At 73.2% G+C, this 26,582-nt stretch carries 25 protein-coding genes; 15 read left to right on the top strand and 10 right to left on the bottom strand.

The genetic code is table 11. The annotated features are described in order from the left end of the window. Position 1: 1 nt before the first annotated feature. Positions 2-982 (top strand): 2,3,4,5-tetrahydropyridine-2,6-dicarboxylate N-succinyltransferase, encoded by a 981-nt coding sequence (gene dapD / locus AC3IYI_RS09095; RefSeq protein WP_243338420.1) that lies wholly within the window; start codon positions 2-4, stop codon positions 980-982. Between the two features lie 117 nt (positions 983-1,099). Here the strand turns inward: dapD and AC3IYI_RS09090 are convergent, their stop codons facing one another. The 3 genes from AC3IYI_RS09090 to AC3IYI_RS09080 all read right to left on the bottom strand — a co-directional run bounded on the left by AC3IYI_RS09090 (position 1,100) and on the right by AC3IYI_RS09080 (position 3,914). Beyond that, positions 1,100-1,354: a hypothetical protein gene (locus AC3IYI_RS09090; RefSeq protein ID WP_489409691.1), complete on the bottom strand. Its 255-nt coding sequence runs from the start codon at positions 1,352-1,354 to the stop codon at positions 1,100-1,102. 188 nt (positions 1,355-1,542) lie between these two features. After that, a complete protein-coding gene (locus AC3IYI_RS09085; RefSeq protein WP_489409690.1) occupies positions 1,543-2,010 on the bottom strand; it encodes a GNAT family N-acetyltransferase in 468 nt (155 codons plus the stop codon). Positions 2,011-2,069: 59 nt separating this feature from the next. Further along, on the bottom strand, positions 2,070-3,914 hold the full coding sequence (locus AC3IYI_RS09080) for a DUF8508 domain-containing protein (RefSeq protein WP_489409689.1): 1,845 nt from the start codon (positions 3,912-3,914) through the stop codon (positions 2,070-2,072). A gap of 216 nt (positions 3,915-4,130) precedes the next feature. Between AC3IYI_RS09080 and AC3IYI_RS09075 the strand changes: the two genes are divergently transcribed. Both AC3IYI_RS09075 and AC3IYI_RS09070 read left to right on the top strand, forming a co-directional pair. Continuing rightward, positions 4,131-5,699, top strand: coding sequence for a hypothetical protein (locus AC3IYI_RS09075; RefSeq protein ID WP_489409688.1), 1,569 nt, complete (start codon positions 4,131-4,133; stop codon positions 5,697-5,699). 166 nt (positions 5,700-5,865) lie between these two features. Then, positions 5,866-7,329: an alkaline phosphatase PhoX gene (locus AC3IYI_RS09070; RefSeq protein ID WP_489409687.1), complete on the top strand. Its 1,464-nt coding sequence runs from the start codon at positions 5,866-5,868 to the stop codon at positions 7,327-7,329. 105 nt (positions 7,330-7,434) lie between these two features. On the opposite strand, the gene AC3IYI_RS09065 is transcribed toward AC3IYI_RS09070, so the two are convergent. From AC3IYI_RS09065 to AC3IYI_RS09055, 3 genes are all read right to left on the bottom strand, one after another. Next, complete coding sequence (locus AC3IYI_RS09065) at positions 7,435-7,602, bottom strand: hypothetical protein (RefSeq protein ID WP_243338429.1); 168 nt, start codon at positions 7,600-7,602, stop codon at positions 7,435-7,437. Between the two features lie 102 nt (positions 7,603-7,704). Then, entirely contained in the window at positions 7,705-8,973 is a 1,269-nt protein-coding gene (locus AC3IYI_RS09060; protein ID WP_489411481.1) for a TerD family protein, read from the bottom strand. Positions 8,974-9,066: 93 nt separating this feature from the next. Beyond that, the gene (locus AC3IYI_RS09055; protein WP_489409686.1) at positions 9,067-9,294 is read right to left on the bottom strand and encodes a hypothetical protein; all 228 of its coding nucleotides are present in this window, start codon (positions 9,292-9,294) and stop codon (positions 9,067-9,069) included. A 130-nt stretch (positions 9,295-9,424) separates the two neighbouring features. Here AC3IYI_RS09055 and AC3IYI_RS09050 point away from each other — a divergent pair, with 130 nt between their 5' ends. Further along, positions 9,425-9,871 carry a DUF6325 family protein gene (locus AC3IYI_RS09050; RefSeq protein ID WP_489409685.1) on the top strand — a complete coding sequence of 149 codons (447 nt, stop codon included), beginning with the start codon at positions 9,425-9,427 and terminating at the stop codon, positions 9,869-9,871. Positions 9,872-9,883: 12 nt separating this feature from the next. Continuing rightward, complete coding sequence (locus AC3IYI_RS09045) at positions 9,884-10,240, top strand: SHOCT domain-containing protein (protein WP_489409684.1); 357 nt, start codon at positions 9,884-9,886, stop codon at positions 10,238-10,240. Positions 10,241-10,279: 39 nt separating this feature from the next. Here the strand turns inward: AC3IYI_RS09045 and AC3IYI_RS09040 are convergent, their stop codons facing one another. Next, positions 10,280-11,803, bottom strand: a complete 1,524-nt coding sequence (locus AC3IYI_RS09040) for an aldehyde dehydrogenase (NADP(+)) (protein ID WP_489409683.1) — start codon at positions 11,801-11,803, stop codon at positions 10,280-10,282. A 156-nt stretch (positions 11,804-11,959) separates the two neighbouring features. On the opposite strand from AC3IYI_RS09040, the gene AC3IYI_RS09035 reads away from it, so the two are divergent. The 8 genes from AC3IYI_RS09035 (at position 11,960) to AC3IYI_RS09000 (ending at position 20,053) form a co-directional block, all read left to right on the top strand. Continuing rightward, complete coding sequence (locus AC3IYI_RS09035; RefSeq protein ID WP_489409682.1) at positions 11,960-12,745, top strand: IclR family transcriptional regulator; 786 nt, start codon at positions 11,960-11,962, stop codon at positions 12,743-12,745. A 103-nt stretch (positions 12,746-12,848) separates the two neighbouring features. After that, positions 12,849-13,838, top strand: a complete 990-nt coding sequence (locus tag AC3IYI_RS09030; RefSeq protein ID WP_489409681.1) for a hypothetical protein — start codon at positions 12,849-12,851, stop codon at positions 13,836-13,838. Positions 13,839-13,939: 101 nt separating this feature from the next. Next, positions 13,940-15,253, top strand: coding sequence for a sensor histidine kinase (locus AC3IYI_RS09025; RefSeq protein ID WP_489409680.1), 1,314 nt, complete (start codon positions 13,940-13,942; stop codon positions 15,251-15,253). A gap of 134 nt (positions 15,254-15,387) precedes the next feature. Further along, positions 15,388-16,011: a response regulator gene (locus tag AC3IYI_RS09020; RefSeq protein WP_489411480.1), complete on the top strand. Its 624-nt coding sequence runs from the start codon at positions 15,388-15,390 to the stop codon at positions 16,009-16,011. A 62-nt stretch (positions 16,012-16,073) separates the two neighbouring features. Continuing rightward, positions 16,074-17,528: a peptidoglycan D,D-transpeptidase FtsI family protein gene (locus AC3IYI_RS09015; protein WP_489409679.1), complete on the top strand. Its 1,455-nt coding sequence runs from the start codon at positions 16,074-16,076 to the stop codon at positions 17,526-17,528. 62 nt (positions 17,529-17,590) lie between these two features. Next, complete coding sequence (locus AC3IYI_RS09010) at positions 17,591-18,142, top strand: GNAT family N-acetyltransferase (RefSeq protein WP_489409678.1); 552 nt, start codon at positions 17,591-17,593, stop codon at positions 18,140-18,142. A gap of 58 nt (positions 18,143-18,200) precedes the next feature. Continuing rightward, entirely contained in the window at positions 18,201-18,911 is a 711-nt protein-coding gene (locus AC3IYI_RS09005; RefSeq protein WP_489409677.1) for a DsbA family oxidoreductase, read from the top strand. A gap of 83 nt (positions 18,912-18,994) precedes the next feature. Beyond that, positions 18,995-20,053, top strand: a complete 1,059-nt coding sequence (locus AC3IYI_RS09000) for an aminotransferase class V-fold PLP-dependent enzyme (protein ID WP_489409676.1) — start codon at positions 18,995-18,997, stop codon at positions 20,051-20,053. A 5-nt stretch (positions 20,054-20,058) separates the two neighbouring features. Here AC3IYI_RS09000 and AC3IYI_RS08995 read toward each other — a convergent pair whose 3' ends face one another. Continuing rightward, the gene (locus AC3IYI_RS08995; RefSeq protein WP_489409675.1) at positions 20,059-21,150 is read right to left on the bottom strand and encodes a pyridoxal-phosphate-dependent aminotransferase family protein; all 1,092 of its coding nucleotides are present in this window, start codon (positions 21,148-21,150) and stop codon (positions 20,059-20,061) included. Positions 21,151-21,285: 135 nt separating this feature from the next. Between AC3IYI_RS08995 and AC3IYI_RS08990 the strand changes: the two genes are divergently transcribed. Beyond that, on the top strand, positions 21,286-22,422 hold the full coding sequence (locus tag AC3IYI_RS08990; protein ID WP_489409674.1) for an amidohydrolase family protein: 1,137 nt from the start codon (positions 21,286-21,288) through the stop codon (positions 22,420-22,422). A gap of 327 nt (positions 22,423-22,749) precedes the next feature. Beyond that, positions 22,750-23,676: an SCO1860 family LAETG-anchored protein gene (locus AC3IYI_RS08985; RefSeq protein ID WP_489409673.1), complete on the top strand. Its 927-nt coding sequence runs from the start codon at positions 22,750-22,752 to the stop codon at positions 23,674-23,676. A 54-nt stretch (positions 23,677-23,730) separates the two neighbouring features. On the opposite strand, the gene AC3IYI_RS08980 is transcribed toward AC3IYI_RS08985, so the two are convergent. Then, positions 23,731-24,987, bottom strand: coding sequence for a CapA family protein (locus AC3IYI_RS08980; RefSeq protein ID WP_489409672.1), 1,257 nt, complete (start codon positions 24,985-24,987; stop codon positions 23,731-23,733). A 144-nt stretch (positions 24,988-25,131) separates the two neighbouring features. Next, positions 25,132-26,568 (bottom strand): Rv2231c family histidinol phosphate aminotransferase CobC, encoded by a 1,437-nt coding sequence (gene cobC, locus AC3IYI_RS08975; protein ID WP_489409671.1) that lies wholly within the window; start codon positions 26,566-26,568, stop codon positions 25,132-25,134. Positions 26,569-26,582 lie beyond the last annotated feature (14 nt).

Raw genomic sequence — 26,582 nt, 5'->3', positions numbered from 1 at the left:
CATGACTGCTACGCGTACCACCGGCGCCGTCGCCGCCGGACTTGCCACCATCACCGCCGACGGCACCGTCCTCGACACCTGGTTCCCCGCCCCCCAGCTGGTCGCCGAGCCCGGCCCGGCCGGCACCGAGCGCCTCACCGCCGAACAGGCCGTGGAGCTGCTGGGGGCCACCGCGCCCAAGGCGATCCGCCAGGACGCGGTCCGCGGCGTCGAGGTCGTAGCCGTCCGCACCGTGATCGCCTCCCTGGAGGACAAGCCGCTGGACGCGCACGACGCGTACCTGCGCCTGCACCTGCTCAGCCACCGCCTGGTCAAGCCGCACGGCCAGAACCTGGACGGCGTCTTCGGCCTGCTGGCCAACGTCGCCTGGACCTCGCTGGGCCCGGTCGCGATCGACCAGGTCGAGACGGTCCGCCTGAACGCGCGCGCCGAGGGCCTGCACCTCCAGGTCACCTCGATCGACAAGTTCCCGCGGATGACGGACTACGTCGCCCCCAAGGGCGTGCGCATCGCCGACGCGGACCGCGTCCGCCTCGGCGCGCACCTCGCCGAGGGCACCACCGTCATGCACGAGGGCTTCGTCAACTTCAACGCCGGCACCCTGGGCACCTCCATGGTCGAGGGCCGGATCTCCGCGGGCGTCGTGGTCGGCGACGGCTCCGACATCGGCGGCGGCGCGTCCACCATGGGCACCCTGTCGGGCGGCGGCAAGCAGATCATCTCGATCGGCGAGCGCACCCTGATCGGCGCCGAGGCGGGCGTCGGCATCGCGCTGGGCGACGAGTGCGTCGTCGAGGCGGGCCTGTACGTGACCGCGGGCACCCGCGTCACCCTGCCGGACGGCCAGATCGTCAAGGCCCTGGAGCTCTCGGGCGCCAACAACATCCTCTTCCGCCGCAACTCGGTCACCGGCGCCGTCGAGGCCCGCCCGTACAAGGCGGCCTGGGGCGGCCTGAACGAGGTCCTCCACAGCCACAACTGACCGACCCCGGTCCCGTCGTCACGTGCCGGTGCCCTCCCACCCCGTCGGGGTGGGAGGGCACCGTTCGTGGTGAGCCCCCTCCCGCCCCGAGCGGGGGAGGGGGCTCCACTGTGCGGGTCAGCGCAGGGGGATCGTGCGGACCAGGCCGGCGAACGCCTGCTGCTCCGCCTCGGTCAGTTCCACCGACTCCATCGGGTGGACGGAGATGCCGCGCTGGGCCGGGATGACCGAGAGGCCTTCGAAAGTCCCTGGTTCCGGGTGGTGGAAACGGCTGTCCCACAGCATGTGGCCGAGGCCGATCAGCCAGACGGCGGCGGCCACGAGCAGGACGGCGATGCCGATTTCCTGAGCGAGGGAGATGGAGGGGAACACGCGGTCCTCCAAAGGAGTGCTGGAGTGCGGTACAAGATCGGGCGTGGGGACACTCAACACCAGAACCGCCCGAATGGGTAGGGATGTGCCGAGCGTCACGCCAGGGCCAAAGGTCCCGTCCTTGGGTTCCGCCCGTCCCCACCGGCTGTCCCCGCCGCCCGCCGCCCGCCGCCCGCCGCCCGTCCCGGTCAGGCCAGCGGCAGCTTGAAGCCCTCGTGGCTCCGGGCGTAGCCCAGCCGCTCGTAGAAGCGGTGCGCGGCGGTGCGCCGCTTGTTGCTGGTGAGCTGCATCAGGCCGCAGCCGCGCTCGCGGGCCCGGTCCGCCGCCAGCTGCATCAGGCGGGCCCCGAGCCCCCCGCCCCGCCGGTCGGCGCGGATCCGTACCGCCTCCACGAGGGCCCGCTCCCGCCCGCCCTGGCCGAGACCCGGGATGTACGTCAGCTGCAGGCAGCCGACGAGGTCCCCGTCCTCCTCCAGGACCAGCATCTCGTTGCGCGGGTCCGCCTCGATCGCGGCGAAGGCCAGCTCGTGGGCCTCGGTGACCGGCTCGGGGGCCCCGGCCCCCACCCCGGCCTCGGCCCCGGCAGGGTCCTCGCCCTGGGCCAGCAGGGCGAGTACGGCGGGCAGGTCCTGACGCGTTGCGGTGCGGAAGATCATGCGGGGATCATGCCAAAGGGGCCGGGCGGCGGTGCGGCCCGGCCCCTTCGGCGGCGCCGCTACGGGCGGAAGCGCACGACCTGCGGGTCGTGGTCGCTGTTCTGGTCCGCGAACTCCGCGTTGATGTGCACGCTGTCGTACGTGAACTTCTTGATCCCCGGGCTCGTCAGGATCTGGTCCAGCACCTGTGCGTTGCCCTGGTAGACGTACGAGTACCGCTCCGACTTCGGCAGCGACTTGATCGCCGGGTACAGTGCCCCGCCGTCCGCCAGCGCGTTCGTCGTCGCCGAGAACTCGAAGTCGTTGATGTCACCGACGACGAGGACGTTCGCGTTCTTCTCGGCTGCCAGGATGTCCTTGACGAAGCCGTTCACCGCCTGCGCCTGGAGCAGCCGCTTCTCCTCCGACTTGCGCACCGGCGGCTGGTGGTGCGAGGTCAGGCCCTCGTCGCCACCCTTCGACCCGAAGTGGTTGGCGATCACGAAGACCGTCTTGCCGCGGAAGACGAACTCGCCGGCCAGCGGCTTGCGGCTGTCCGCCCACGCCGGGTTCGCCGGGTCGATCCGGCCGGGGGAGTGGGTCAGGGCGGCCTTGCCGTCCTCGTTCTTCACCACACCGGTCGCCGTCACGGCGTCGCCCGGGGCGCGCTCGGTGAAGGAGACCCGCTCCGGGTTGAAGAGGAAGACCTGGCGGATGTTGCCGCCGGGCTCGCCGCCGTCCTTCTTGTCCTCCGGGTTGATGGTCCGCCACTGGTAGGCCGGGCCGCCCGCGGCGGCGATCGCCGTGGTGAACTTCGTCAGCGTGGCATCGGCCGAGACCGTGCCGTCGTTCTTGGCGCCGTTGTCGTCCTGGATCTCCTCCAGGGCGAGGATGTCGGGGGAGGCGAGGTTCTCGACGACCGCCTTCGCCAGGTTGTCGAACTTCTCCTGCGGGTCGGACGGGTCGAGGTTCTCGACGTTGTACGTGGCCACCGCGAGCTCGCCCGCGGCCTGCGCCTTGGTCGTCTCCGGCGCGAGGGTGCCCGCCGTGACCGTGCCGAGCGTACGGGCCACCAGGGTGTAGCCGCCGAACTGGTTGAAGTCCAGCGGGCCTTCGGTGGGGCCGGTCAGCTTGTCGCCGACGTTGGCCACCGGGAACGGCTGCTGCGCGAGGGGCGCGAGCTGCTGGATCTGGAGGCGGCCGGTGTTCTGGGAGTCGTACGAACCGTAGACCGTGCCGCCGCGCCGGGCGGTGTTCTCCCAGCCCTTCACCGTCACCCACAGCTCCGCGTACGGGTCGGTGGCGCCGACCACGCGGGAGGTGCCGATCGCGATGTTCATGCCCTCCAGCGACTCGTAGTAGTCCAGGGCGTAGCGCGAGGGCTCCAGGGTCAGGCCGTTGATGCTGCCGGCGGCGGCCGGGTCGCCGTCCGGGGCGTACGCGCAGGGGACCGAGTACTCGTTGACGGCGGTGGCCGCGGGCACCGCGTTGCCGGAGGAGACCACGGTCACGACGGGCTTGGAGATCTGGGTGACCGACTGGTTGCCGGAGTTCAGGCCGCCGGGGATGTACTCGCCGACCAGGCCGGAGACCGTGACGGCGTCGCCGACCGCGACGGTCGGGACCGAGCCGGTGAAGACGAACACGCCCTCGCTGGTGGCGTCGTCGTCGTCCGTGTCGGGGTCCTGGATCCAGAAGCCGCGCGAACCGTACGTACGAACGCCCGTGACGACGCCCGCCACATCGGCGACCTGCTTGCCGACCAGCGGGGATATCCGAGTGGTGCCCTGGATGTCGTGGATGCGTATCGGATCGGCGGACACGGCGCCTTCGGCCGCGTCGGCGGTGCCCGCGAGCAGGCCGGTGGCCAGCGCGGTGGCGACGAGGGCCGCGACGGCGGCGGAACGGGGATGCGAGGAGCGCATGGGCGGGAACTCCGGTGTGTGGAGGAGGGAGCAGATATCTACGCGCGTCAATTTCCTTCGTGACCGGCAAAGTTGTCAAGCCCTACAGGGGATACACAGGTTGACTGTGGGATGAACCAAAGGAGAGGGGCCGTCGGGTGCGCCCGAAATGCGTCTACTCTGGGGCGCCGTACGACCCGTACCCGAACCACCCGTGCCCGCGAGGAGAACCGCCCCATGTCCGCAGACTCGCACCCCACGCTGCCGCCGGTACGGCTGCTCCCCGACGCGGAACTGGCCCGCGACGCCCTGGCCGCCCCGCTGTTCGCCCGCGCCGTGCGCCTCGCCCGCTGGGCCGGACCGGACACCCGCGTGGACACCGGGGGCGAGCTCGTCGCCGGGCAGCTGCCCGAGGCCGTGGCCCTGCTGGGCCTCGACCCCGCCGACGAGGACTCCGCCGCCCACGCGAGCCAGGCCTGGCGGGTGGCCGTCGACACCGGCCTCGTCGACGTCACCGAACCGGAGGAGGACGGCTCCGCCCTCGGGGAAGAGGCCGAGGAGGAGCGGGAGTTCGGCACCGCCGAGCCCGGCGAGGACCTGGCACTGGTGACCGGCGGAACCCCGGGCGACGTGCTCGACCTGTGGCTGGCCGCCCTGGACACCGTCCTCGCCGACGCGGCGGTGCCCGCCCTGGACGACCTCGTCGACGCCCTCGACGCGGGAGGCGAGATCGACTTCGACCAGCTCGACTGGAACCCGCGCCGCGCGGCCGACTTCCTCGACGGGGTCCTCGCCAACCTCTACCTGCTCGCGGTCACCGAAGGCGGCACGGCCGACGGCCCGGTGCCGCTCCCGGTGCTGGCCGCCTCGATGGTGGTGCCGGACGACATGGGTGATCCCACCGACGCCGTACTGGAGCAGGTGTCGGACGCGATGATGCGCCTCGACGACCAGTTCCGGCAGCTGGAGCCGATCGGGCTGGTCGAGTTCCGCCCCGTCGACGAGGACCTGATGGCGGAGGCCGAGGACGAGGAGTTCCTCGCGAGCGCGAGCGCGAGCTCGGGCGCCGCCCCCGACGAGGAGGACGTCGCCCGGTACGGGCTGGTACGGCTGACCCCGCTCGGGCTGTACGGGATCCGCGCCCGCATGCTGGAAGCGGGCGTCGAGGCCCCGGCCGTCGGCGAACTGGCGGGCAAGGGCGCGGACGTGCTGCTCGACGTGGTCTCCCACTACTCCGAGGCCGCCGCCCAGGCCGAGATCGAACAGTGGCTGGCCGGCCGCCCCGTACCCGAAGCCGCCACAGAACTGCTCGCCGCGGCGCGCGGCGCCGATGCCGGCGGCCCGCTGCGCCGGCTGCGCTGCCAGCAGGCCCTGGCGCCGGCCGGAGCGGAGGCCGAGCCGGCCGTCCGCGCGGTCCTGGACGACGCGGAGCTCGGCGGACTCGCCCGGGTCTGGCTGGCCGAGCGCGGGGTGGCCGACGTACCGGCGCCGGACCAGGAGATGGTGTTCTGGCTGACGATCGACACGATCGCGGCGCAGCTCGCCACGGGCGGCGGGAGCGGCGGAAGCGGCGGGAGCCGCGGGAGCCGCGGGGGAGCCGAGGGCGGGGAGGGCGTCGAGGAGGAGCTGCCGCTCCTGATCGAATCGCTGACCGCCCATCACGCCGGGTTCTTCGAGCAGGCCTGGCGGGTGGAGCACCCCGCGACGGCCCACGTGCTGGAGGCGATGGGGCGGCTGCACCCCGACAGGAAGGCCGCCAAGGAGGCCCGGAAGGCCGCGTTCAAGGCGCGTTCCCGCGGCGTATGAGGCGGTGGTAACCAGCCGTTCCCGAAAGGGACTCGGCCAACGCGGACACCGGTCAAGGGGTCGCTTCATTTTACCGGGTAGTTCAGTCGGCGTTCACGTGCGGGCGGGAGCGTGTGCGCCGACGACCGCACGACAGGCGCACCACCTCCCCACCCCTGGAGACCCGATGCCGCTCAGCCGCAGAGATTTCACCACCCGCACCGCACTCGCGGGTGCCGGAGTCGCGCTCACCGGAACGGTCGGCGCCCTCGCCACCGCCCCCGGGGCCCTCGCCGCGGACGACGGCGCGCTGCAGGACGCGGGCCGCGAAGAGGGGCAGGGCGACCACGGCCACGGTCATGGCCACGGCTACGGCCCGCTCGTGCCCGACCCGGCCGGCATCCTGGCCCTCCCCGCCGGATTCGCGTACCGCGTGATCACGCACAGCGGTGTCACCCTGCTCGAATCGGGCGAGAGCACCCCGTCCAACCACGACGGCACGGCCGCCTTCGAGGGCCACCGGGGAGTCACCCTCCTCGTCAACAACCACGAGCTGAAGGGCCCGCGCACGAACTGGACGCACCCCGTCCCGCTCACCGAGGGCCTCGTCTACGACCCGGCCGCGGCCGGTGGCTGCACGGTCGTCGAGGTCCGGCGCGGCGGCGAGGTCGCCGAATGGGTGGGCATCTCCGGTACGTCCACCAACTGCGCGGGCGGCTCCACCCCCTGGAACACCTGGCTGACCTGCGAGGAGAATTCGGACCTCGCCGGCAAGAACGGGATGACCAAGGACCACGGCTACGTCTTCGAGGTCGACCCGCACGACCGCCGCGCCAACCTCGACCCGAAGCCGGTCAAGGCGTTCGGGCGCTATGACCACGAGGCCGTGGTCATCGACCCGCGCCAGGGCCACGCCTACCTCACCGAGGACGCCTCCAACCCCAACGGGCTGCTCTTCCGCTGGACCCCGCCGAGCGGCTTTTGCCACGGGCGCGGCAAGCTCCGTACCCTCGCCGACGACGCCGGTGTGCTGGCGGCCGCCAAGTGCTTCGACAGTGCGGGGCTGTTCGTCGACGACCTCTCGCGGGCGACGAAGATCGGGACCACCTACGGGGTGGACTGGGTGCCGGTCCCGGACCGCGACGGGCGCACCGTGGCGGTGCGCAAGCAGTTCGGCGAGGCGGCCGTGACCCGCGCGCGCAAGCTGGAGGGCATGTGGTGGGCCGACGGCGGCGCGTACTTCGTCTCCTCCTACGCCCGTGCGGAGAGCCCGGGCGCGGCGCACGACGGCCAGGTGTGGTTCTACGACCCCAAGCGGCGCACGGTGCGGCTGCAGGTCCTGCTCGGGGTGAACGCCGACCCGTCGGTGGACGGCGGGTACGACGGCCCGGACAACATCACGGTTTCCCCGTACGGCGGTCTGATCATCGCCGAGGACGGCTCTGGGCTGCAGCACCTGTTCGGGGCGACCGAGTCGGGGCGCACGTACCCGCTGGCCCGCAACGAGATGAACTTGGGGACGGCCGAGGAGCCGGAGTACTCGGAGTTCACGGGCGTCTGCTTCTCGCCGGACGGGCGGACGCTGTTCGCCAACATCCAGGACCCGGGCATCATGCTGGCCGTCACGGGGCCGTGGCGGCGCGGGCGCTGACCCGCCGGCCGCGGACATGAGCGGCGGACATGAGAAGAGCCGCCGGGCCTTCGGGCCCGGCGGCTCTTCTCGTTGTCTCACCTGTTCGTCTGTTCGTCTGTTCGTTTACTGAGCTTCGGCGCGGCTGGCCGCGGCCCACTCTTCGAGGAGGAACTCGTACGCCTCGGAGGGCCACTCGCCGTCCACCCGGCTCTCGACGAGCTGCCGGATCGCCTCGTTCGCCTCGGCGGCGGACGGGCGCGCGGGGCCCGCGGGCTGGAGTGTCTGGTGCATGGTTCCAAGGCTACGGGCGGGCACTGACAGCCACCTCCGTATTAAGGGTGGAACAGATCACCCGGGGAGGGCGTCCGTCGCTCCATGTGCCCGCTCACCTGCTCAGAGTGCCTGCGCGGCCGGTTTGACCATGCCCCGCACTGTGCGCGACTTCACAAACTCGCCCATGGCCGTCATCTCCCATTCGCCGGAGAACTGCTTGATCAGCTTGGCCATCATCACGCCGGTCTGCGGCTCGGCGCTGGTGAGGTCGAAGCGGACCAGCTCCTCGTTGGTCGCGGCGTCGATGAGGCGGCAGTAGGCCTTCGCCACCTCGGTGAACTTCTGGCCGGAGAAGGAGTTGACCGTGAAGACGAGGCCCGTCGCGTCCGCGGGGAGCCGGCCGAGGTCCACGACGATCACCTCGTCGTCGCCCGCGCCCTCGCCGGTGAGGTTGTCGCCCGAGTGCTTGACCGACCCGCCCAGGATGGACAGCTTGCCGAAGTAGCAGCTGTCGATGTGGTTGCGCTGAGGGCCGTACGCGATGACCGAGGCGTCCAGGTCGATGTCCCGGCCGCGGAACGCGGGCTCCCAGCCGAGGCCCATCTTGACCTGGGAGAGCAGCGGGCGGCCGCCCTTGACCAGCGACACGGTCTGGTTCTTCTGGAGGCTGACCCGGCCCTTGTCGAGGTTGATCTTCCCGGCGCCGGGGGCGGCAGCCGCGACCGGTGCGGGGGCGACCGGCGCGGGGGTGACCGGTGCGGGCGCCGGGGTCGCCCCGGGTGCGCCGCTGGTGAGCCAGGGCGAGGCCGCGTACGTGGGCGGCGCCGGGGGAGCCGGGGGCGCGGGAGGCGCGGGCGGGGCGACGGGGGCCGGGGCGGCGGCCACCGGAGCCGGCTCCTCCTCCACCGAGACGCCGAAGTCGGTCGCGATGCCGGCGAGGCCGTTCGCGTACCCCTGGCCGACCGCGCGCACCTTCCACACGCCGCCGCGCTGGTAGACCTCGACGACCACCAGGGCGGTCTCCGTGCCGAGCTGCGGCGGCGTGAAGGCGGAGATCACCGCTCCGCTGCCGGCGTCCCGGACGGTGGCGGTGGGCTCGATGCCCTGGAAGGTCTGGCCCGCGGCGTCCGGGCTGGCGGTGATGACGATCCGCTCGATGCCGGGCGGGACCGAACCGGTGTCCACGGTGATCGAGTCCGGTGCCGTGCCGCCGCCCGAGCGGTAGGTGACGCCGGGGCCGGACGGCTGGTTGAAGAAGATGAAATCGGCGTCGGAACGCACCTTGCCGTCGGCGGCGAGGAGCAGTGCGGACACGTCGAGCCGCACCGGGGCAGCCACGTCGACCGTCACGCGGACGGCATTGAGCGGCAGGTTGGAACCAGGGGTCATAGCGGTCATGCCGGGAGAACGACCGAGGTGGCTTTGCCGTTCCCTTACTTTCACCCGGTTTCCCGCTTCTTCACTCTCGCCCCGCCCGCGCCGTCAGACGCGGCCCCGGTTGCGGGGGTGGTTCCTGGCGGTCCGCTCGTTGCCGAACTTGTAGGAGCCGGTCCAGCGCGCCATGACGAGCTGGGCGTCACCGCCTTCGACCTCGGCCAGGAACGCGGCGGCCCGCCCGCCCCGGAGAGTGGCCGCGGACCGGCCCTGGTGGTTTATGACGACACTCTGATCGCCGCGCTGTTCGTACGAGAATCCGTGAGGTTTCGGCATGGGCCGAGGGTGCCGTCCCCGGTCGGCGGCCTGCAACGCAATTCCTCGACCCGCCTCGCGATGCGGGGTCAGCCCTGCCGAGTGAGATCCCTTTTGCGGTGATTTCATGCGCTACGGAAGAGGTTTGCTCATGCCTGCTGGTGCAGCTCTTACGGCGGAATCGATCGGCCCGGTGGACGTCGCCGTGGTCACCTTCGACGGCAACCGGTTCAACGGCGATGTCGCCCCGGCCCTGCGCGAACTCCAGGAGAGCGGAGTGGTGCGCATCCTCGACCTCACGTTCGTCCGCAAGGAGCGGGACGGCGCGGTGTCCGTGGTGGAGCTCGCCGACTCCGAGGTGGCCGATCAGTTCGAGCGGGTCCTCGGCGAGGAGTTCGACCTGCTGAGCGACGAGGATCTGGAGACCATGGCGCTGGGCCTCGCCCCGGAGTCCTCCGCGCTGGTGGTGGTGTGGGAGAACGCCTGGGCCACGCGCCTGGCCTCGGCGGTACGGGAGTCCAACGGGCAGGTGCTCTTCATGGAACGCATTCCGCGGGACGGCGTCGAACGAGCCGTCGCCGCACTGACCGAGAAGTAGGGGAGGAGAGACATGCGTCGACGCATGGGGCGCCCGGGACTGCTGGGAGCGATGGCCCGCACCGCGGTGGTGGCGGGTACGGCCACCGCGGTCTCCGGCCGGATGCAGCGCGGCCAGGCCGAGCGCAGCGCGCAGCAGCAGGCCGCGGCGGACGTCGAGCAGCAGGCCCTCGTCAACCAGGCGGCGGCCCAGGCGGCCGCGCAGCAGCAGGCCTGGCAGCAGACGCAGCAGGCCCAGCAGTCGGCCGCCGCGCCGGCTCCCGCGGTCGACCGGGTCGGCCAGCTCACCGCGCTGGCCGAACTGAAGGCCCAGGGCCTGCTCACCGGCGAGGAGTTCGCGGCGGAGAAGGCCCGGGTCCTGAGCGCCTGACCCCGCCGCGCCTGCTCGGCAAGATCCGAAAGAGACGGCCTAGCCTCCCGTGACCCGTCGCGGGAGGTTCAGGGGGTTGGCCTCGCGGAGTTCCGCCGGGAGCAGGGCGTCCGGCACCGACTGGTAGGCCACCGGGCGCAGCCAGCGCTCGATCGCGGTGCCGCCGACCGAGGTGGAGTGGGAGGTCGCCGCCGGGTAGGGGCCGCCGTGGTGCTGGGCCGGGGCCACCGCGACACCGGTCGGCCAGCCGTTGACCACGACCCGGCCCGCCAGCGTCGTGACCTGGGAGATCAGCTCCGCCGCCGGACCCGGGCCGCCGTCCGCCTCGGCGGCCGACAGCTGCAGGGTCGCGGTGAGGTTCCCGGGGAGCCGCCCGAGCAGGGCGGCGGCCTCGTCCTGGCCGGCGTACCGGGCCACCACGGTGACGGGGCCGAAGCACTCCTCCAGGAGCACCTCGTAGGGCCCGCCCTCCAGCAGGGTCCGCGCGGGCACGCTCAGGAAGCCCGCGCCGACGGTGTGCTCTCCGCCCGCGCCGGGGGTGACGGGCGCGTCGACCCCGGGCAGCGCGGCGCGTTCGCGGACCCCGGCGACGAAGTTCTCCCGCATCCGGTGGTCGAGGAGCACCCCGGGCTCGGTCTCGCCGAGCGCCTTGGTCAGCGCACCCGCGAGCCGGTCCCCGTCCGCGCCCTCGGGTACGAGGACCAGGCCGGGCTTGACGCAGAACTGGCCGACGCCGAGCGTGACCGAGCCGGCCAGCCCGCCGCCGATCTCCTCGGCGCGTTCGGCGGCGGCCGCCGGGGTGACCACGACCGGGTTCAGGGAACCGAGCTCCCCGTGGAAGGGGATCGGTACGGGCCGTGCGGCGGCGGCGTCGAACAGGGCCCGCCCGCCCCGGATGGACCCGGTGAACCCGGCGGCGCTGACCAGCGGGTGCCGGATCAGCTCCAGGCCCGCGTCGAAGCCGTGGACCACGGCGACGACCTCGGCCGGCAGCCCGGCGGCGACGGCGGCCCGGCGCAGCAGCGAGGCGCACAGCTCGGAGGTGGCCGGGTGGTCGGGGTGCGCCTTGACCACGACCGGGCAGCCCGCGGCCAGCGCACTGGCGGTGTCGCCGCCGGGCACAGAGAAGGCGAGGGGGAAGTTGGAGGCGGCGTAGACCGCGACCACGCCCAGCGGCACCTTGTAGCGGCGCAGCTCGGGGCGGGGCGGAGCGGTGGTGGGATCGGCGCGGTCGATGCGGACGTCGAGGTAGGAGCCCTCGTCCACGGCGTCGGCGAAGGCGCGGAACTGGCCCGTGGTGCGGGCGAGCTCGCCGGTGAGCCGGCCGGGGCCGAGCGCCGTCTCGGCGTCGGCGGCCTCGATGACGTGGGCGGCCGCCTCGTCGAGCAGATCGGCGGCGGCACGCAGGAAGGCCGCGCGCCGCGCGGCGTCGGCCAGCGAGCCGCGGGCGGCGTGGGCCGCGCGCACGGCTTCGTCCACCTCCCGGGGTGTGGCCTCCACCGCAACCTGCTCGCGGTGCTTCCCGGTGCGGGGGTCCACACTCCAGACTGGTGTTGCTGCCATGGCGAACTGCCTCCTGGATCTACGCTGACCCGCGCGGATGCGTTCAGTATTGTGAACGCTGTTCCGTTGGATGAATGATCACATCCACCGTGGACTCTATTTCCGTGTCTTCCGGGTTGACAAGTGACAGCAAGAGACAGAGGGGCACGAAGGCGGATGACCACCACAGCTGAGTCGGGGGGCTCGGGAGCGCCGGCGGCCGTCAAGTCGGCGGTACGCACGGTCCAGTTGCTGGAGCACTTCGCCTCCCGGCCGGGGCTGCACAGCCTGGCCGACATCCAGAGCGACCTCTCCCTGCCCAAATCCAGCCTCTACATGCTGCTGCGCACCCTGGTGAACCTGGGCTGGGTGGAGACGGACGCGACAGGCACGAGGTACGGCATCGGCGTACGGGCGCTGCTCGTCGGCAGCTCGTACATCGACGGGGACGAGGTGGTCGCCGCGGCGCGGCCCACGCTGGACCGGCTCTCCGACGACACGACGGAGACGATCCACCTGGCCCGCATGGACGGGACGAGCGTGGTCTACCTGGCGACCCGGCAGTCCCAGCACTACCTGCGGCCCTTCACCCGCGTCGGGCGGCGGCTCCCCGTGCACTCGACGGCGCTCGGCAAGGCGCTGCTGGCCACGCACACGGACGCAGAGGTACGCGCACTGCTGCCGCGGCGGCTCGAAGCCGTCACCGAGCACACCATCACCGACCGGGAGCGGCTCATCGAGGACCTGGCACTGGTGCGGGAGCAGGGGTACGCGGTGGACCGGGAGGAGAACACGCTCGGACTGCGCTGCTTCGGGGTGGCGGTGCCGTACCGGACGCCGGCGCGGGACGCGGTGAGCTGTTCGGTGCCGGTGGCGCGGCTGACGCCTGGGCACGAACGGGACATCAAGGCGGCGCTGTTCGCGGCGCGCGACCGGCTGTCCGTGGTGACGCGGCGGATGTAGCCGCGGGCGGTGTGGTGGAGGGTGCGGTTCCTCCCCCGGGTGGGGGAGACGGTTCCCCTTCAAGGGGGAGGTGGCGGGGGCGCGGAACGGGGACCGTTGAGCCATGACCACACGAGCGGCTCATCGGAGTGATACGGCGGACGACGCGAAGTCGTCGGTCCCCGCACTGGGGACCGGACGGCAGATCCTGCGGGCAGTGGCCCTGGCCTCCACCGTCCCGTACCTGACCCTGAAGGGCGCCTGGCTGGGCGGGAGCAGGATCGGCATACCGGACGGCAGCGCGCTCCTCGACGGCGGGCTGTTCCTCACCGTGGCGAATGCGGTCTCGGTGGTCCTGGACGCCACCGTGATCGTGCTCGTGCTGGTGCTCACCCGACCCTGGGGCATGCGGGTGCCGTCCTGGCTGCTGGTCGTCCCCGTGTTCGTCGCGACCGGGCTGCTGACACCGATCCTCACTGCGTTCCCCGGCCAGATACTCGTCAAGGCGCTGGGCATGGGGGCGGGTGAAGCGGAGCGGGCGGCCCAGGAACCCTTCCTCGACCCCTGGGTGTTCAACGTCGTCTACGGCGGCTTCATGCTCCAAGGGCTCGCCCTGGCCGGGCTGTTCGTGCCCTATGCGCGCAAGCGCTGGGGCACGCGCTGGCAGGGCGTGCTGGGGAAGGCGCTCCCGTCACCCACGGGGGTGGTGGCGGGAGCCTCGGCGGCGCTGGCCCTGGTGGTGGCCGCGGTCCACCTGTACTGGGCTTTCGGAGGTGCGGCCGGGCTGGATGCGGGGCAGACCGCGGTGCACTCCGCGGAGACGGGCGTGGTCAACCTGGTCCACGCGATGTGCGCGCTCGCAGGCGCCGCCGGGGCGGTGCTGCTGGCCCGGGGCGGACAGCGCCCGGCGCGGTGGCCGCTGGCTCTCGCCTGGATCGGGTCGGCGGCGGCGATGAGCTGGGGGGCGTGGCTCCTGATAGCCGCGCTGGCCCCGGACTCCGTGTTCGAACGGCCTTCCGCGATGATCTACCTGGCCTACGCTGGCCAGATGCTCACCGGAATACTCGGCGCGGTCGTCCTCACCCGGTTCCTCGCCTCCCGCCGTACGGCCTAAGGCGGGTGGGGTTGCAGGTGGGGGCGGAGGCGGAGGCGGAGGTGCGGGTGAGGGCGAGGGGCAGGTCCGGTCTGGGCCGGGTGCCGGGGGTGCGGGCCAGGATGCGCTGGGTCCATCTGATCCTCGGCGGGGCCCTGCTGATGCCGTACTTCCTGCTCGCGGAGGTGGCGGTCGGCGTCCTCGCCGGTGGGAGGGACGCGGGAGCCTCGCTGCCGCTCAGCCTCGCCGCCTACGCCGCCGCCCTGCCGCTCGTCGCCGTGACCGGGCTCCTGCGACTGGTCCGGCCGATGTCGGTGACCGCCGCCCGGGCCCTGTGCGGGGTGCGGGGGGAGCGGTTCGCCGAGGGGCCGGCCCGGAGCTGGGCGGCCCGGGGGCGGGCCTCGGCCTGGTGGACCCTGCACCTGGGGGTCGGGGCGCTGGTCAGCGGGATGAGCCTGGCGGTGCCGCCGATGGCGGTGGTGCTGCTCGCCCTGCCGTTCGTGAGCGCGCTGCGGGAGTTCCCGGTCGGGATCGGCCCGTTCGACGCACAGGCCGAGCCGTACGTGGCGCCCCTGCTCGGGATCGTGCTGCTGGCCGGGCTCGTGCTGTGCGCAGCCGGGGCGGGGGCACTGCTGGCCCGGCTGGCGCCCGTACTGCTCGGGCCGACGGCGGCGGACCGGCTGGCTGCCGCCGAGGAGCGCGCCGCGGATCTGGCGGTCCGCAACCGGCTGGCCCGGGAACTGCACGACGCCGTCGGGCACGCCCTGAGCGCGGTGACCCTCCAGGCGAGCGCCGCCCGGCGAGTGCTCGACAGCGACCCCGGCTTCGTACGGGAGGCGCTGGCCGCGATCGAGGACACCACCCGGCGCACGGTGGGCGAACTGGACGCCGTGCTCGGGCTGCTGCGCGAGGGCGACGGAGCGGGCGCCGGGGGGACCGGCCTGCCGGCCGCTCCGACGCTCGCCGCCGACCTCGACGGGCTGCTGGCCCGCAGCCGGGCCTCCGGGACCTTGATCACCGCCCGCCAGGACCCGGGAGCGGCCGGTGACTGGGGATGGCTTCCGGCGATCGCCTCCCGCGAGGCGTACCGGATCGTGCAGGAGGGGCTGAGCAACGCGCTGCGGCACGGGACGGGCCCGGTCGATCTGCGGATCCTCGTACGGGTGCGCGGCGGACACGGGAAATCCGGTGGACGGGGGAATTCCGGTGGACAGGGGGAATTCGGTGGGCACAAGGAGCACGGTGGATACGAGGAACTGGAGATCACCATGACGAACGATCCGGCGGCCGCTCCGGGGGCCCGCACCACCGGGGGCCGGGGGCTGCACGGCGCCGCCGAGCGGGCTTCGCTCCTCGGCGGGCGGGTCGAGGCCGGGCCGCACGAGGGCCGGTGGCGACTGCGGGCCGTCCTCCCGCTCGGCGAGGGCACCCGATGACACAGCCGCCGGCCCCGCCGCACACCGCGCCGCCGGCCCCGCAGACGTCGCCGCCGGCAGCCGCGCCCGCTGTCCCGGAGACGACCGTGCCGGACCGCCCGCCGCTGCGCCTGGTCGTGGCCGACGACGAGCGGATGGTCCGTACCGCCCTGCGGGTCATCCTCGACGCCGAGCCCGACCTGGAAGTCGTCGGGGAGGCGGCCACCGGAGCCGAGGCCGTGGCCGTGGTGCGGGCGCTCGCCCCCGACGTGGTGCTGATGGATGTGCGGATGCCGGAGATCGACGGCATCCGGGCAACCGAGCGGATCCTCGCCACCATGGCCGAGCCGCCCCGGATCGTGGTGGTCACCACCTTCGAGAACGACGCCTACGTGTACGACGCGCTGCGCGCGGGAGCCGCCGGGTTCCTCCTCAAGCGGGCCGCCCCCGACGAGCTGACCGCCGCGGTCCGGCTCGTGGCGCGAGGGGACTCGCTGCTCTTCCCGGCGGCCGTCCGCTCCCTGGCCGCCGCCCACACCGCGCCCGGGGCCGGCCCGGCCGCCTCGCCCTGGGTCGCCCGGCTCACGGACCGGGAGGCCGACGTACTGCGGCTGATGGCCAACGGGCTCTCCAACCACGAGGTGAGCGAGCGGCTCGGAGTCGGCCCGCAGACGGTCAAGACGCACGTGGCCGCGGTCCTGGCCAAGACCGGCTCCCGGGACCGGACCCAGGCGGTCATCGCGGCGTACGAGGGGGGCTTCCTCATGAAGAAAGGCTGAGAACTCCGCCACAATCGGGGCAGAGCGGAACGGCTGGGGTGGGCGGGACGTCCTTCTGGGGGATGAACAAGACGATCAGGCGTGCGTCGGTCTTCTGTCTGCTTCTGGTGCTGGCCCTTTTGGTGCGGGTCACCTGGGTGCAGGCGTACCAAGGCCAGGCCCTCGCAGACGACACCAACAACCGGCGCAACCTCATCGGGAAGTACGAGAACCCGTTGGGGAACATCATCGTGGGCGGGGAGGCGATCACCGGTTCCAAGGACACGGGCGGCAAGGACTTCCGGTACAAGCGGACCTACACCGACGGACCGCTGTACGCGCCGATCACCGGCTACAGTTCCCAGGCCTTCGGGTCGAGCATGCTGGAGGGCGTCTACAAGAACATCCTCAACGGCACGGACAACCGGCTCAAGACGATCATGGACACGCTCACCAACAAGCGGGCCGCCCCGGGCAACGTGCTGACCACGATCGACAAGGACGTCCAGAAGGCGGGCTGGGACGCGCTCCAGGGCAAGCAGGGCTCGGCCGTCGCGATCGACCCGGCGACGGGGGAGATCCTGGCCGTCGTGAACAACCCCTCCTTCGACCCCGGCAGCATCGCCGGCGCCGGTGACGCGGAGCAGAAGGCGTGGGACGCACTCAGCGCCGACAAGGGCAAGGCCATGGAGAACACGGCCCTGCGCAAGCCGCAGGCGCCCGGATCCACCTTCAAGCTGGTCACCCTGGCGGCGGCCATCGAGAACGGCCTGGTCACCGACATCGATACGCCGACCGGGACCCCCGGCGACTACACGATCCCCGGGACGCGGACCAAGCTGCGCAGCGAGGTCGACGACTCGCGCTGCAACAACGTTTCCCCCCGGACCGCGCTGAAGCTGTCCTGCAACAACGTCTTCGCGGAGTTCGCCCACAAGCTCGGCCAGGACAAGATGCGCGCCATGGCGGAGAAGCTCGGCTTCAACGTGGTGCAGAAGACGCCCGTCTGGACCACCCCGTCCAGCAAGTACCCGACGAAGAAGATGTCGGTCGACCAGGTCGCCCAGACCGGTATCGGCCAGTTCGACGTCCAGGCCACCCCGCTCCAGATGGCCATGGTGACGGCCGCGATCGAGAACGGCGGCAAGCTGGTCTCCCCGCACGAGGTCTCCGAGGTCACCGACTCCAACGGCAACGTGCTGGAGAGCTTCAAGAACCCGAAGTCCGAGCAGGTGATGAGCGCGAAGACCGCCTCGATGGTCCAGGACGCCATGCGGACGGTCGCCACCGAAGGCGGCGGCAAGAACGTTCAGATCCCGGGCGTCGAGTCGGGCGCCAAGACCGGTACCGCCCAGCGCGGCGTGAACAACAGCCTGCCGCCGCTGGCCTGGTACACCACGTACGGAAAGTCGAACGGCAAGCAGATCGTGGTCACCGTGGTGATCGAGAACTCGGACACCGACCGTTCCGAGATCGGCGGCGGCAAGCTGGCCGCCCCGGTGGCGCAGAAGATGATGCAGGCCTGGCTGAAGAAGTAACCCCAGTAGCCCGCGTAGCCCGCGCCGGGAACCGGCAGGATTCCCGGCGCGTTCTCCTTCCCATGATCAGGACCGCGCAGCCCGAAGACCTCGACGCCATCGCCGCCCTCCACACCCGGGCCCGCGCCACCTACTACCGGGGCCGGATGGCGGAGGAGGCCTACGGCGGCGCCGCCGAACTGGCGCGCACCCGCGAGGGCTGGTCCCGGGCCGTGGCCCGGGCCGCGGCCGACGGCAGGGTGCTCTGCGCCGAGAGCGGCGGCGAGCTCACCGGGGTGGCGGCCTTCCGCACCGCAGACGGCGAGACCACCCTCACCCAGCTGCACGTGGACCCCGTCCACTGGCGCCGCGGCACCGGGGCGGCCCTGCACGCCGCCTGCCTCGACGCCTGGCGCCGCGCGGGCGTCCGCAGGGTCCGCCTGGAGGTCTACGAGCACAACCTCCGCGCCCAGGCCTTCTACGCCGCCCACGGCTGGCTCCCGGACCCCGTCGGCGCCCGGGCCGCGGGCTCCCACCGCATCCTGTGGCTCACGGTGGACACGGCCGGGGGCCCGTCCGGCGAGTGGCCCGTCCCGCGAGTGGCCCGTCCCGGGAGTGACCCGTCCGGGGAATGAGACGCACGGGCAGATGGTTGAAGACGGAACAGTTGATTCCGTGGAGGGAAGAGGGAACATGCGCGTCGAGATCTGGAGCGACATCGCCTGCCCGTGGTGCTACATCGGCAAGGCCCGGTTCGCCAAGGGGCTGGCCGGCTTCGCGCACCGCGAGGAGGTCGAGGTGGTCTACCGCTCCTTCGAGCTCGACCCGAACGGCCCCAAGGGCCAGGTGGCCCCGGTCGTGGAGATGCTGGCCAAGAAGTACGGCCGCACCCTCGAGGAGGCCCGCGGGATGGAGGAGCACGTCGCCGCGAGCGCCCGCGCCGAGGGGCTGACGTACCGCACCGAGGGCCGTGACCACGGCAACACCTTCGACATCCACCGCCTGCTGCACCTGGCCGCCGACCGCGGCCGCCAGGAAGAGCTGCTCGACCTCGCCTACCGCGCCAACTTCGGCGAGGAGCGCTCCGTCTTCGCACCCGAGGTCCTCGTCGCGCTCGCCGTCGAGGCCGGACTGGACGAGGCGGAGGCCCGCGCGGTGCTGGCCGACGAATCCGCCTACGCCGCCGAGGTGCGGGCCGACGAGCGCGAAGCGTCCGAGCTGGGCGCGAACGCCGTACCGTTCTTCGTGCTCGACCGCCGCTTCGGGATCTCCGGGGGCCAGCCCGCCGAGGTGTTCACGCAGGCGCTGGAGCAGGCCTGGGCGGGCCGTGAAGTCCTCGCGCCCGCCGCCCCCGAGGGCGAGGCGTGCGAGCCCGACGGCGCGTGCGCGGTGCCGCGCCCGTAAGGCTCCCTCATAAGTAATTCTTTGGTGTGGTGCGTGAAACGCGCCAATGGACTGTGGGATGGTCCTGGCGCAGAGTGACGGGCATGGACTTCTCTGCGCCCGAAGCCGTCCGCGACGAGTTCGCGCACTCCACCACCTATCTCAACACCGCCAACTGCGGGATCCTCCCGCGAGCCGCCGTCGCCGAGGTGCGGCGGCTCGCCGAGGCGGCCGGGGCCGGACTCCCGGCCGGCTTCGGCGACTTCGGCCGCGTCGAACGGGTCCGGGAGGCGTTCGCCCGCCTCGTCGGGGTCCAGGCGGACCGCGTGGCCGTCGGCTCGGCCGTCTCCACCCACGTCGGCCTGGTCTCCGCCTCCCTCCCGGCCGGATCGGAAGTCCTGTGCCCGGAGGGTGAGTTCGCCTCGGTCATCAACCCCTTCGTGGTGCGTGACGACCTCAAGGTCCGCTTCGCCCCGCTGGAGTCCCTCGCCGAAGCCGTCGGCCCGGACACCGCACTGGTCTCGCTGAGCGCCGTACAGTCCGCCGACGGGCGTACGGCGGACCTGGCGGCCGTACGCGCCGCGACCACCGCGCACGGGGCGCGGATGCTGGTCGACGCCTCGCAGGCGGCGGGCTGGCTGCCCTTCGATGCGAGCCCCTACGACTACACGGTCACCGCCGGGTACAAGTGGCTGCTCGCCGCGCGCGGGGTCTCGTGCCTCACGGTCTCTGAGGAGGCCCAGGAGACCCTGACGCCGCTGCACGCCGGCTGGGTGGCGCTCGCCGACATGTGGGACGCCATCTACGGCCCGCTGCGGGAACTGGCCCACGGAGCACGGCGCTTCGACGAGTCCCCGGCCTTCCTGGCCTACCACGCCGCCGAGTCCTCGCTGGCCCTGCTGGAGCGGATCGGCATCGACGCCGTCCACGCCCACGACACCGCCCTGGCCGCCCGCTACCGCGCGGGCCTCGCCCGCCTGGGCCACGAGCCCGTCCCGGGCGGATCCCCGATCGTCTCGGTGCCGGGCCTGGCCGACCGTCAGGCCTCCCTGCTCGCCGCCGGTGTGGTCACGTCCGCCCGCGCGGGCCATCTGCGGGCCTCCTTCCACCTCTACAACACCGAGGCGGAAGTGGACCGGCTGCTGAACCTCCTGGAGGGCTGACCGGATCAGGCGGTGGGCGGGGCCGCCGCCGACCAGGCGGAGCCCGCCGCCGCGAGAGCCCCGGCCGGGTCCACCGACAGGGCCGCGGCCAGGGCCGTCAGGCAGGCGCCGACGGTGTCCAGGGAGGCCGCCGTGCCGTAGTGGTTGACCCGGACCATCTCCCGGGCCAGCGCGCCGCCGCCCGCCGCGAGGGGGGCCGCCGGATCCGCCGCCAGGGCCTTCGCCACCACCAGGGAGGCCTCCGGGACCCGCAGGGTGGTGGCCACCGGGGCCGCCGCCGCGTCCCGGCCGACGTACAGGGCGATGCCCAGGGCCACCGCGCCCGCGCGGGTCGCCGCCGCCGCGGCAGCGTGGCGGGCCGTCACCGCAGGCAGCCCCTCGGCCGCGATCCGGTCCAGGCAGGCCTCCAGCGCCAGCATCTCCAACTGCGCCGGCGCGTGCGGCAGGACCTTGCGCCCGCCGTCGATCCAGCGCTCCTTCCAGTCCAGCAGGGAGAGGTACGAGCGGCGCGGCGCCGAGGCGTTCTCCGCGAAGCGGGCCCACGCGCGGTCGGAGACCGACACCGCGGAGACGCCCGCCGGTCCGCCCATCGCCTTCTGCGCGCCGATCACGCACAGGTCCACGCCCCACGCGTCCGGCAACAGCGGCTCCGCGCCCACCGAGGCCACCGCGTCCAGCATGAACAGCGCCCCGTGGGCCCGTACGGCCTCGCCGATCTCCGCCACCGGGTTGGTGTTCCCGGTGGCCGCCTCCGCGTGGACCAGGGAGACGAAGTCGATCTCCGGGTGCTCCGACAGGGCCCGGTCCACCTGAGCCGCCGACACGGCCGTGTCGAAGGGGACCTCCAGGTCCACGACGCTCGCCCCGCAGTCGCGCAGCCAGGTGCCGAAGGTGGTGCCGTAGGGGCCGGTGACCACGTTCAGCGCGGTCGAACCGGGCCGCGCGCCCGACCGGATGCACCCCTCCAGCGGCAGCAGGGCCTCGCCCTGGGTGATCACCACGTCGGCCCGGGTCCCGAGCAGCTCCGCGACCCCCCGCTCGATCGACGCGAAGCGTGCGGCGGTCAGGGGCGGAAGGTCCAGGAGGGGGTGGGTCACGGCGCCGCTCTCTTCGTTCTCTCGGTCTGGGGTCGTGCTCCGGGGTCCTGGACCGCTCGTGCGGTCCTGGGCCGTTCGTCCGGAAAGTCCGGACCGGCCTGGAGAGCCTACCGAGCCCGCGCATAGAGTGCCGCCATGAGCGACGAGGTCAACGGTGACAGCGCGAGTCCGGTGCTGCCGCACGTCACAGGGCGGGTACTGCACGTCAAGGGGCGGGTACTGGTCGGGCCCGAGGAGGTCCAGGACGAGCTCTGGGTGGTGGGCGGCCGGATCTCCTACGAGCGTCCGCGCGGTGCCCGGGAGGTCACCGAGGTCACCGGGTGGGTGCTGCCCGGCCTGGTCGACGCGCACTGCCACGTGGGGCTCGACGCCCACGGGCCGGTGGACGCGGACACCGCCGAACAGCAGGCCCTGACCGACCGGGACGCCGGCACCCTCCTCATCCGCGATGCCGGATCCCCGTCCGACACGCGCTGGATCGACGGCCGCGAGGACCTGCCGAAGATCATCCGGGCGGGCCGGCACATCGCCCGCACCCGCCGCTACATCCGCAACTTCGCCCACGAGATCGAGCCCGCCGACCTCGTCGAGTACGTCGGCCGCGAGGCGCGGCGCGGCGACGGCTGGGTCAAGCTGGTCGGGGACTGGATCGACCGCGAGGCCGGGGACCTGACGGCCTGCTGGCCGCGCGCCGAGGTCGAAGCCGCCATCGCCGAGGCCCACCGCCTCGGGGCGCGCGTCACCGCGCACTGCTTCGCCGAGGACTCCCTGCGGGACCTGGTCGAGGCGGGCATCGACTGCATCGAGCACGCCACGGGGCTGACGGAGGACACCATCCCGCTGTTCGCGGAGCGCGGGGTGGCCATCGTGCCGACCCTCGTGAACATCGCGACCTTCCCGAAGATGGCCGCGGGCGGCGAGGCGAAGTTCCCGCGGTGGTCGGCGCACATGCGCCGGCTGCACGAGCGGCGCTACGACACCGTCCGCTCCGCCTACGACGCCGGCGTCGGGGTCTACGTCGGGACGGACGCGGGGGGTTCCCTGCCGCACGGCCTGGTCGCGGCCGAGGTCGGCGAGCTCGTCAAGGCCGGGATCCCGCCGCTGCAGGCCCTCTCGGCGACGGCCTGGGGCGCGCGCGAGTGGCTCGGCAGGCCCGGCCTGACCGAGGGTGCGCCGGCCGACCTGGTCGTCTACGAGGCCGATCCGCGGGCCGACGTACGGGCGCTGGCGGAGCCGCTGCGGGTGGTGGTGAACGGCACGGTGGTGGCCTGAGGGCCGCGGGGTCGATGGGTCGCGGGGCCGATGGGGCGCGAGGGTGCCGGAGTTGACGGGGCGTGACGTCGGCGGCCGCGCGGTCGTTGTGTACGCCCGGCGCGGGTCTCCGCAGCCGGGAATCCCGGGACGAGAGGGAACTCCCGTTCCGGGTGAGGCGTATTGATTCGAACCTATGCCTGGAAACCACCCTTTGGGGTGAACTCACGCCGGGTTCACCCCCGTTCACTCTCAGTGCGTAAAGATTCCGGGGTCGAGGCCGTCGGCGCGCGCAATGTCCCCCATTGGCGGCGCGACGGCTCCCATCTCCCTGGGGGTTCCACCACCTTGAACAGCAACACCTTCCGCATGCCCGTGGCCGCGCTCGTCGCCACGGGAGCGGTAGCCCTGCTCGCCGCCCCGCCCGCCTTCGCCACCGGCTCCGCCGGTTCCACCGGATCCCACCCGGGCGAAGGCAAGGCCAGCGCCGTCGTCCTGCGCACCACGCTGGACGTGGGCCTGCTCAACAAGACCGTGCACGTCCCGCTGAAGGCGACCCTCAACGAGGTCAGCGCCCCGGCGGACGCCGAGAAGACGGCGCTGACCGTCACCCTCGACGGGGTCGAGGGAGGGAGGCCGGTGACCATCCTGCGCGCCGACGTCGCCACCTCCAAGGCCACCACCGACTCCCACCGGGCCGCGGCGGAGGCCAACCTCGCCAAGGCCCGGGTCCACGTACCGGGCCTGCCCCTGCTGTCCCTGATCCAGGTGGAGAAGGTCAGCTCCAAGGCCGTCTGCGAGGCGGGCAAGAAGCCGGTCGCCGCCTCCAACGTCCTGGGCGCCGTGACCGTCCTGGGCAAGAAGGTCACCCTCTCGGCGGGCGGCCCCACCAAGGTCGAGGTCCCCAAGGTCGGCCTGGTCAGCCTGGAGCTCTCCGCCGCCGAGACCACCTCCACCACGGCCGCCGCGGCCGCGCTGCGGCTCAAGGTCTCGGTGAACCCCCTCGATCTGAACGTCGCCGAGGTCGAGGGCGAGATCGTGCTCGCCGAGGCCCGCTGCGAGTCCCCGGCCGCCCCCGCCCCCAGCGCCAGTGCTTCGAAGCTGCCCGGAAACATCAAGCCCCAGACGGGGACCGCGGGTGGCTCCGGGTCCCAGGCGGGCCTCGCCGAGACCGGAGGCGGCTCGCTCACCCCGTTCGTGACGGGCGGTGCGCTGCTCCTGCTCGGCTTCGGCGCCGCCGCGCTGGTCGTGACCCGGCGGGGCAGGGCCTCGTAGGCCGGGGGAGTGTCCTTCGGGGCGAGCCGGGCCCGCACCGCCCGCCGCCGGGCCCTACTTCGTCGCGCGCGTCAGTCCCTGCTCCCCGGCGCCGCGTGACATCACGGCCTTCGTGACCTCGCGGTCGGCGGCGGCGTACGTGCCGTCGGCGGAGGCGGCGGCGGCCTCGCAGGAGGTGCAGACGACGCGGAACGGCGGCCGCATGTCCGAGAACTGGGTGAGGTACTCGGCCTTCACCACCTCCCAGCGGCCCGGATGCGCGGCCGCCGGGGCGAAGGTGAAGCGGGGGACCGAGGACATGTTGCCGCGGGCCTTCTCGGCCTCGTAGAAGCTGGCCACCTGGTCGCCCATGCCGTACACCACCCAGGTGCCGTTGACCTTCTCGTACGGCTGCGGCACGTGGTTGTGGGTGCCGAGGATCAGGTCGATGTCGGGGAGGCCGTCCGCCCCGCGCGAGGCGGTCAGTGCCCGGGCCAGGTCCAGTTGCTGCTGGTCCGGGGCGGTCTGCCACTCGGAGCCCCAGTGGACGCTGAGGACGACGACGTTCGCGCCGGCCGCGCGCGCGGCGCGGGCGTCGGCGATGATCCGCGCCGGGTCGATCAGGTTCACGGCCCAGGGCTTGCCGTCGGGGAGCGGGATGCCGTTCGTCCCGTACGTGTAGTCCAGTTGCGCGACCTTGGCCCCGCCGGCTTCGAGCCGGGCCGGGGCCTTGGCCTCCTCGGCGCCGCGGGCCGAGCCGACGTGGCGGATGCCGACGCGGTCGAGGTGGTCGAGGACGCGGACGAGGCCGTCGTACCCGTCGTCCAGGGTGTGGTTCGAGGCGGTCGAGCAGCTGTCGTAGCCGGTGTCCTTGAGGGCGTCGGCCAGTTGGTGCGGGGCCTTGAAGAGGGGGTATCCGGTGTAGGGGCCGCCGGGCCGGCCGTACGGTATCTCGTGGTGGCATATCGCCAGGTCGGCGGCGGAGACGATGGGCTTGACCCCGGCGAGTATCTTCCGGAAGTCGTATCCGCCCTTCTCCGCGGAGTCGTCGGCGGCCCGCTGGATGATCGACGGGTACGGGATGATGTCGCCGGTGCCGACGAGGGTGAACGGCTTCCCGTCGGGCACTGCCGTGGCCGTGGCTCCGGCTGTGGCCGTGGCTCCGGCCGCGGCGTCGCGGCCCGGACTGGCCGCGGCCCCCGGCTTCGCCCCCAGACGCTGTTCGGCCGACCCGCCGCCGTCCTGGCCGGCCAGGTACGTCACGCCGTAGGCGGCGCCTCCCACCACGGCCAGTGCGGCCACGGCCGCACCTATCTTGCCGACTGTCTTCATCCCCGTACCCCCGGTGTCGCGCGGTCACTGCCTGCGGAAATAGTCGCGCACTGGTGGGGGCGTCCCCGTGCGCGACTCACGCAAACGCACCATCGGGGTGAAGCCCGCGCGGGCGAGGGCGGGGCCCACCCCGGTGGTGTGCCTTCAGCGCGTGGTCAGCGTGCCCGCGAGGGCCAGGTCGAGGGCCTGGAGGAGGCGGCCCGTCGTCGCGCGGTCGCGGACCGCCAGCCGCAGCCAGGACCGGTCCAGGCCCGGGAAGGTGTCCCCGCGGCGCACGGCGAAGCCCAGCGCGCGCAGGCGGGTGCGGATCTCCGCCGCGCCCTCGACCCGGATCAGCACGAACGGCCCCGTCGCCGTCCCCGCCACGGATATCTCCTCGAACTCCGCGAGCCCCGCGAGCAGATGCTCCCGGTCCACCGCGATCTGCCGGGCCGCGGCCTCCGCCTCGGCCAGCGCCGCGGGGGCCACGCACGCCTCGGCCGCCACCAGTGCGGGCGTGGACACCGGCCACAGCGGTTGCGCCGCCGCCAGCTTCGCGATCACCCCGGGCTCGGCCAGGACGTAGCCGATGCGCAGCCCGGCCAGGCCCCAGGTCTTGGTCAGGCTCCGCAGCACCACCAGGCCCGGTACGTCCGTCCGCCCGGCCAGCGCCTCGCGTTCGCCGGGGACCGCGTCCATGAAGGCCTCGTCGACCACCAGGATCCGCCCGGGCCGGGCCAGCGCCGCCAGGGTCGCCGCCGGGTGCAGCACCGAGGTCGGGTTGGTCGGGTTCCCGACCACCACGAGGTCGGCCTCCTCCGGTACCGCCGCCGGGTCCAGCCGGAAGCCGTCCGCGGCCCGCAGCACCACCCGCTCCACCCGGTGCCCCGCGTCGCGCAGGGCCGCCTCCGGCTCGGTGAACTGCGGATGCACCACCACGGGCCGTACGGCGCCCAGCGCCCGCGCGATCAGGACGAACGCCTCCGCGGCGCCCGCGGTCAGCAGCACCCGCTCGACCGGCAGCCCGTGGCGAAGGGCCACGGCCGCGCGGGCGGGTCGGCCGTCGGGGTACGCGGACAGGACGTCGAGCGAAGCTGCGATCCGGTCCTTCAGCCACTGCGGCGGGGTGTGGGACCGTACGTTCACCGCGAGATCGACGAGCCCCGCGCCCCCGTCCGAGACCTCCGCGTCCCCGTGGTGGCGCAGGTCGTGGGTGTGGGCCGTGGCGACGGCGCAGGTCGCCGCCACCGACCGGCGCTTGGGTACGAGGAGTTCCCCGCCGCCGGCGAGCGCGGCGGCCTCCGCCACCGACGCGGTGCCGGCGGCCTCGCGGGCGGCGTCCGAGGGGTGCGGCACCGGGATCGCGGCCAGCCGCTCGGCGGGGTAGCTCAGCAGGGGCACGCCGAAACGTTCCGCCGCACCCGCGATCCCCGCCTCCAGCACCTTCCCCTCCACCGTGGCCAGGGCCGTCACCGACTCCGACGTCAGCCCGGCGCCGCGCAGGGTCTCCTCCACCAGCGCGCACACCTCCGCCACGGACACGCCCGCGCGGCCGCCGACCCCGACGACCAGTTGCGTCGCGTACTCGCCCAACAGGTTCACCCGTTCTCCGTCGT

The sequence above is a fragment of the Streptomyces sp. GL_148 genome, assembly GCF_057834205.1.
Note: the sequence above shows the minus strand (reverse complement) of the source record. Positions and strands in the feature narration are given on the sequence as shown.

Coding starts and splice junctions, on each gene's coding strand:
- dapD (WP_243338420.1), top strand. CDS start 2: ATGACTGCTACGCGTACCACCGGCGCCGTCGCCGCCGGACTTGCCACC.
- AC3IYI_RS09085 (WP_489409690.1), bottom strand. CDS start 2,010: ATGATCTTCCGCACCGCAACGCGTCAGGACCTGCCCGCCGTACTCGCC.
- AC3IYI_RS09080 (WP_489409689.1), bottom strand. CDS start 3,914: ATGCGCTCCTCGCATCCCCGTTCCGCCGCCGTCGCGGCCCTCGTCGCC.
- AC3IYI_RS09075 (WP_489409688.1), top strand. CDS start 4,131: ATGTCCGCAGACTCGCACCCCACGCTGCCGCCGGTACGGCTGCTCCCC.
- AC3IYI_RS09070 (WP_489409687.1), top strand. CDS start 5,866: ATGCCGCTCAGCCGCAGAGATTTCACCACCCGCACCGCACTCGCGGGT.
- AC3IYI_RS09065 (WP_243338429.1), bottom strand. CDS start 7,602: ATGCACCAGACACTCCAGCCCGCGGGCCCCGCGCGCCCGTCCGCCGCC.
- AC3IYI_RS09060 (WP_489411481.1), bottom strand. CDS start 8,973: ATGACCCCTGGTTCCAACCTGCCGCTCAATGCCGTCCGCGTGACGGTC.
- AC3IYI_RS09055 (WP_489409686.1), bottom strand. CDS start 9,294: ATGCCGAAACCTCACGGATTCTCGTACGAACAGCGCGGCGATCAGAGT.
- AC3IYI_RS09050 (WP_489409685.1), top strand. CDS start 9,425: ATGCCTGCTGGTGCAGCTCTTACGGCGGAATCGATCGGCCCGGTGGAC.
- AC3IYI_RS09045 (WP_489409684.1), top strand. CDS start 9,884: ATGCGTCGACGCATGGGGCGCCCGGGACTGCTGGGAGCGATGGCCCGC.
- AC3IYI_RS09040 (WP_489409683.1), bottom strand. CDS start 11,803: ATGGCAGCAACACCAGTCTGGAGTGTGGACCCCCGCACCGGGAAGCAC.
- AC3IYI_RS09035 (WP_489409682.1), top strand. CDS start 11,960: ATGACCACCACAGCTGAGTCGGGGGGCTCGGGAGCGCCGGCGGCCGTC.
- AC3IYI_RS09030 (WP_489409681.1), top strand. CDS start 12,849: ATGACCACACGAGCGGCTCATCGGAGTGATACGGCGGACGACGCGAAG.
- AC3IYI_RS09025 (WP_489409680.1), top strand. CDS start 13,940: ATGCGCTGGGTCCATCTGATCCTCGGCGGGGCCCTGCTGATGCCGTAC.
- AC3IYI_RS09020 (WP_489411480.1), top strand. CDS start 15,388: ATGGTCCGTACCGCCCTGCGGGTCATCCTCGACGCCGAGCCCGACCTG.
- AC3IYI_RS09015 (WP_489409679.1), top strand. CDS start 16,074: ATGAACAAGACGATCAGGCGTGCGTCGGTCTTCTGTCTGCTTCTGGTG.
- AC3IYI_RS09010 (WP_489409678.1), top strand. CDS start 17,591: ATGATCAGGACCGCGCAGCCCGAAGACCTCGACGCCATCGCCGCCCTC.
- AC3IYI_RS09005 (WP_489409677.1), top strand. CDS start 18,201: ATGCGCGTCGAGATCTGGAGCGACATCGCCTGCCCGTGGTGCTACATC.
- AC3IYI_RS09000 (WP_489409676.1), top strand. CDS start 18,995: ATGGACTTCTCTGCGCCCGAAGCCGTCCGCGACGAGTTCGCGCACTCC.
- AC3IYI_RS08990 (WP_489409674.1), top strand. CDS start 21,286: ATGAGCGACGAGGTCAACGGTGACAGCGCGAGTCCGGTGCTGCCGCAC.
- AC3IYI_RS08980 (WP_489409672.1), bottom strand. CDS start 24,987: ATGAAGACAGTCGGCAAGATAGGTGCGGCCGTGGCCGCACTGGCCGTG.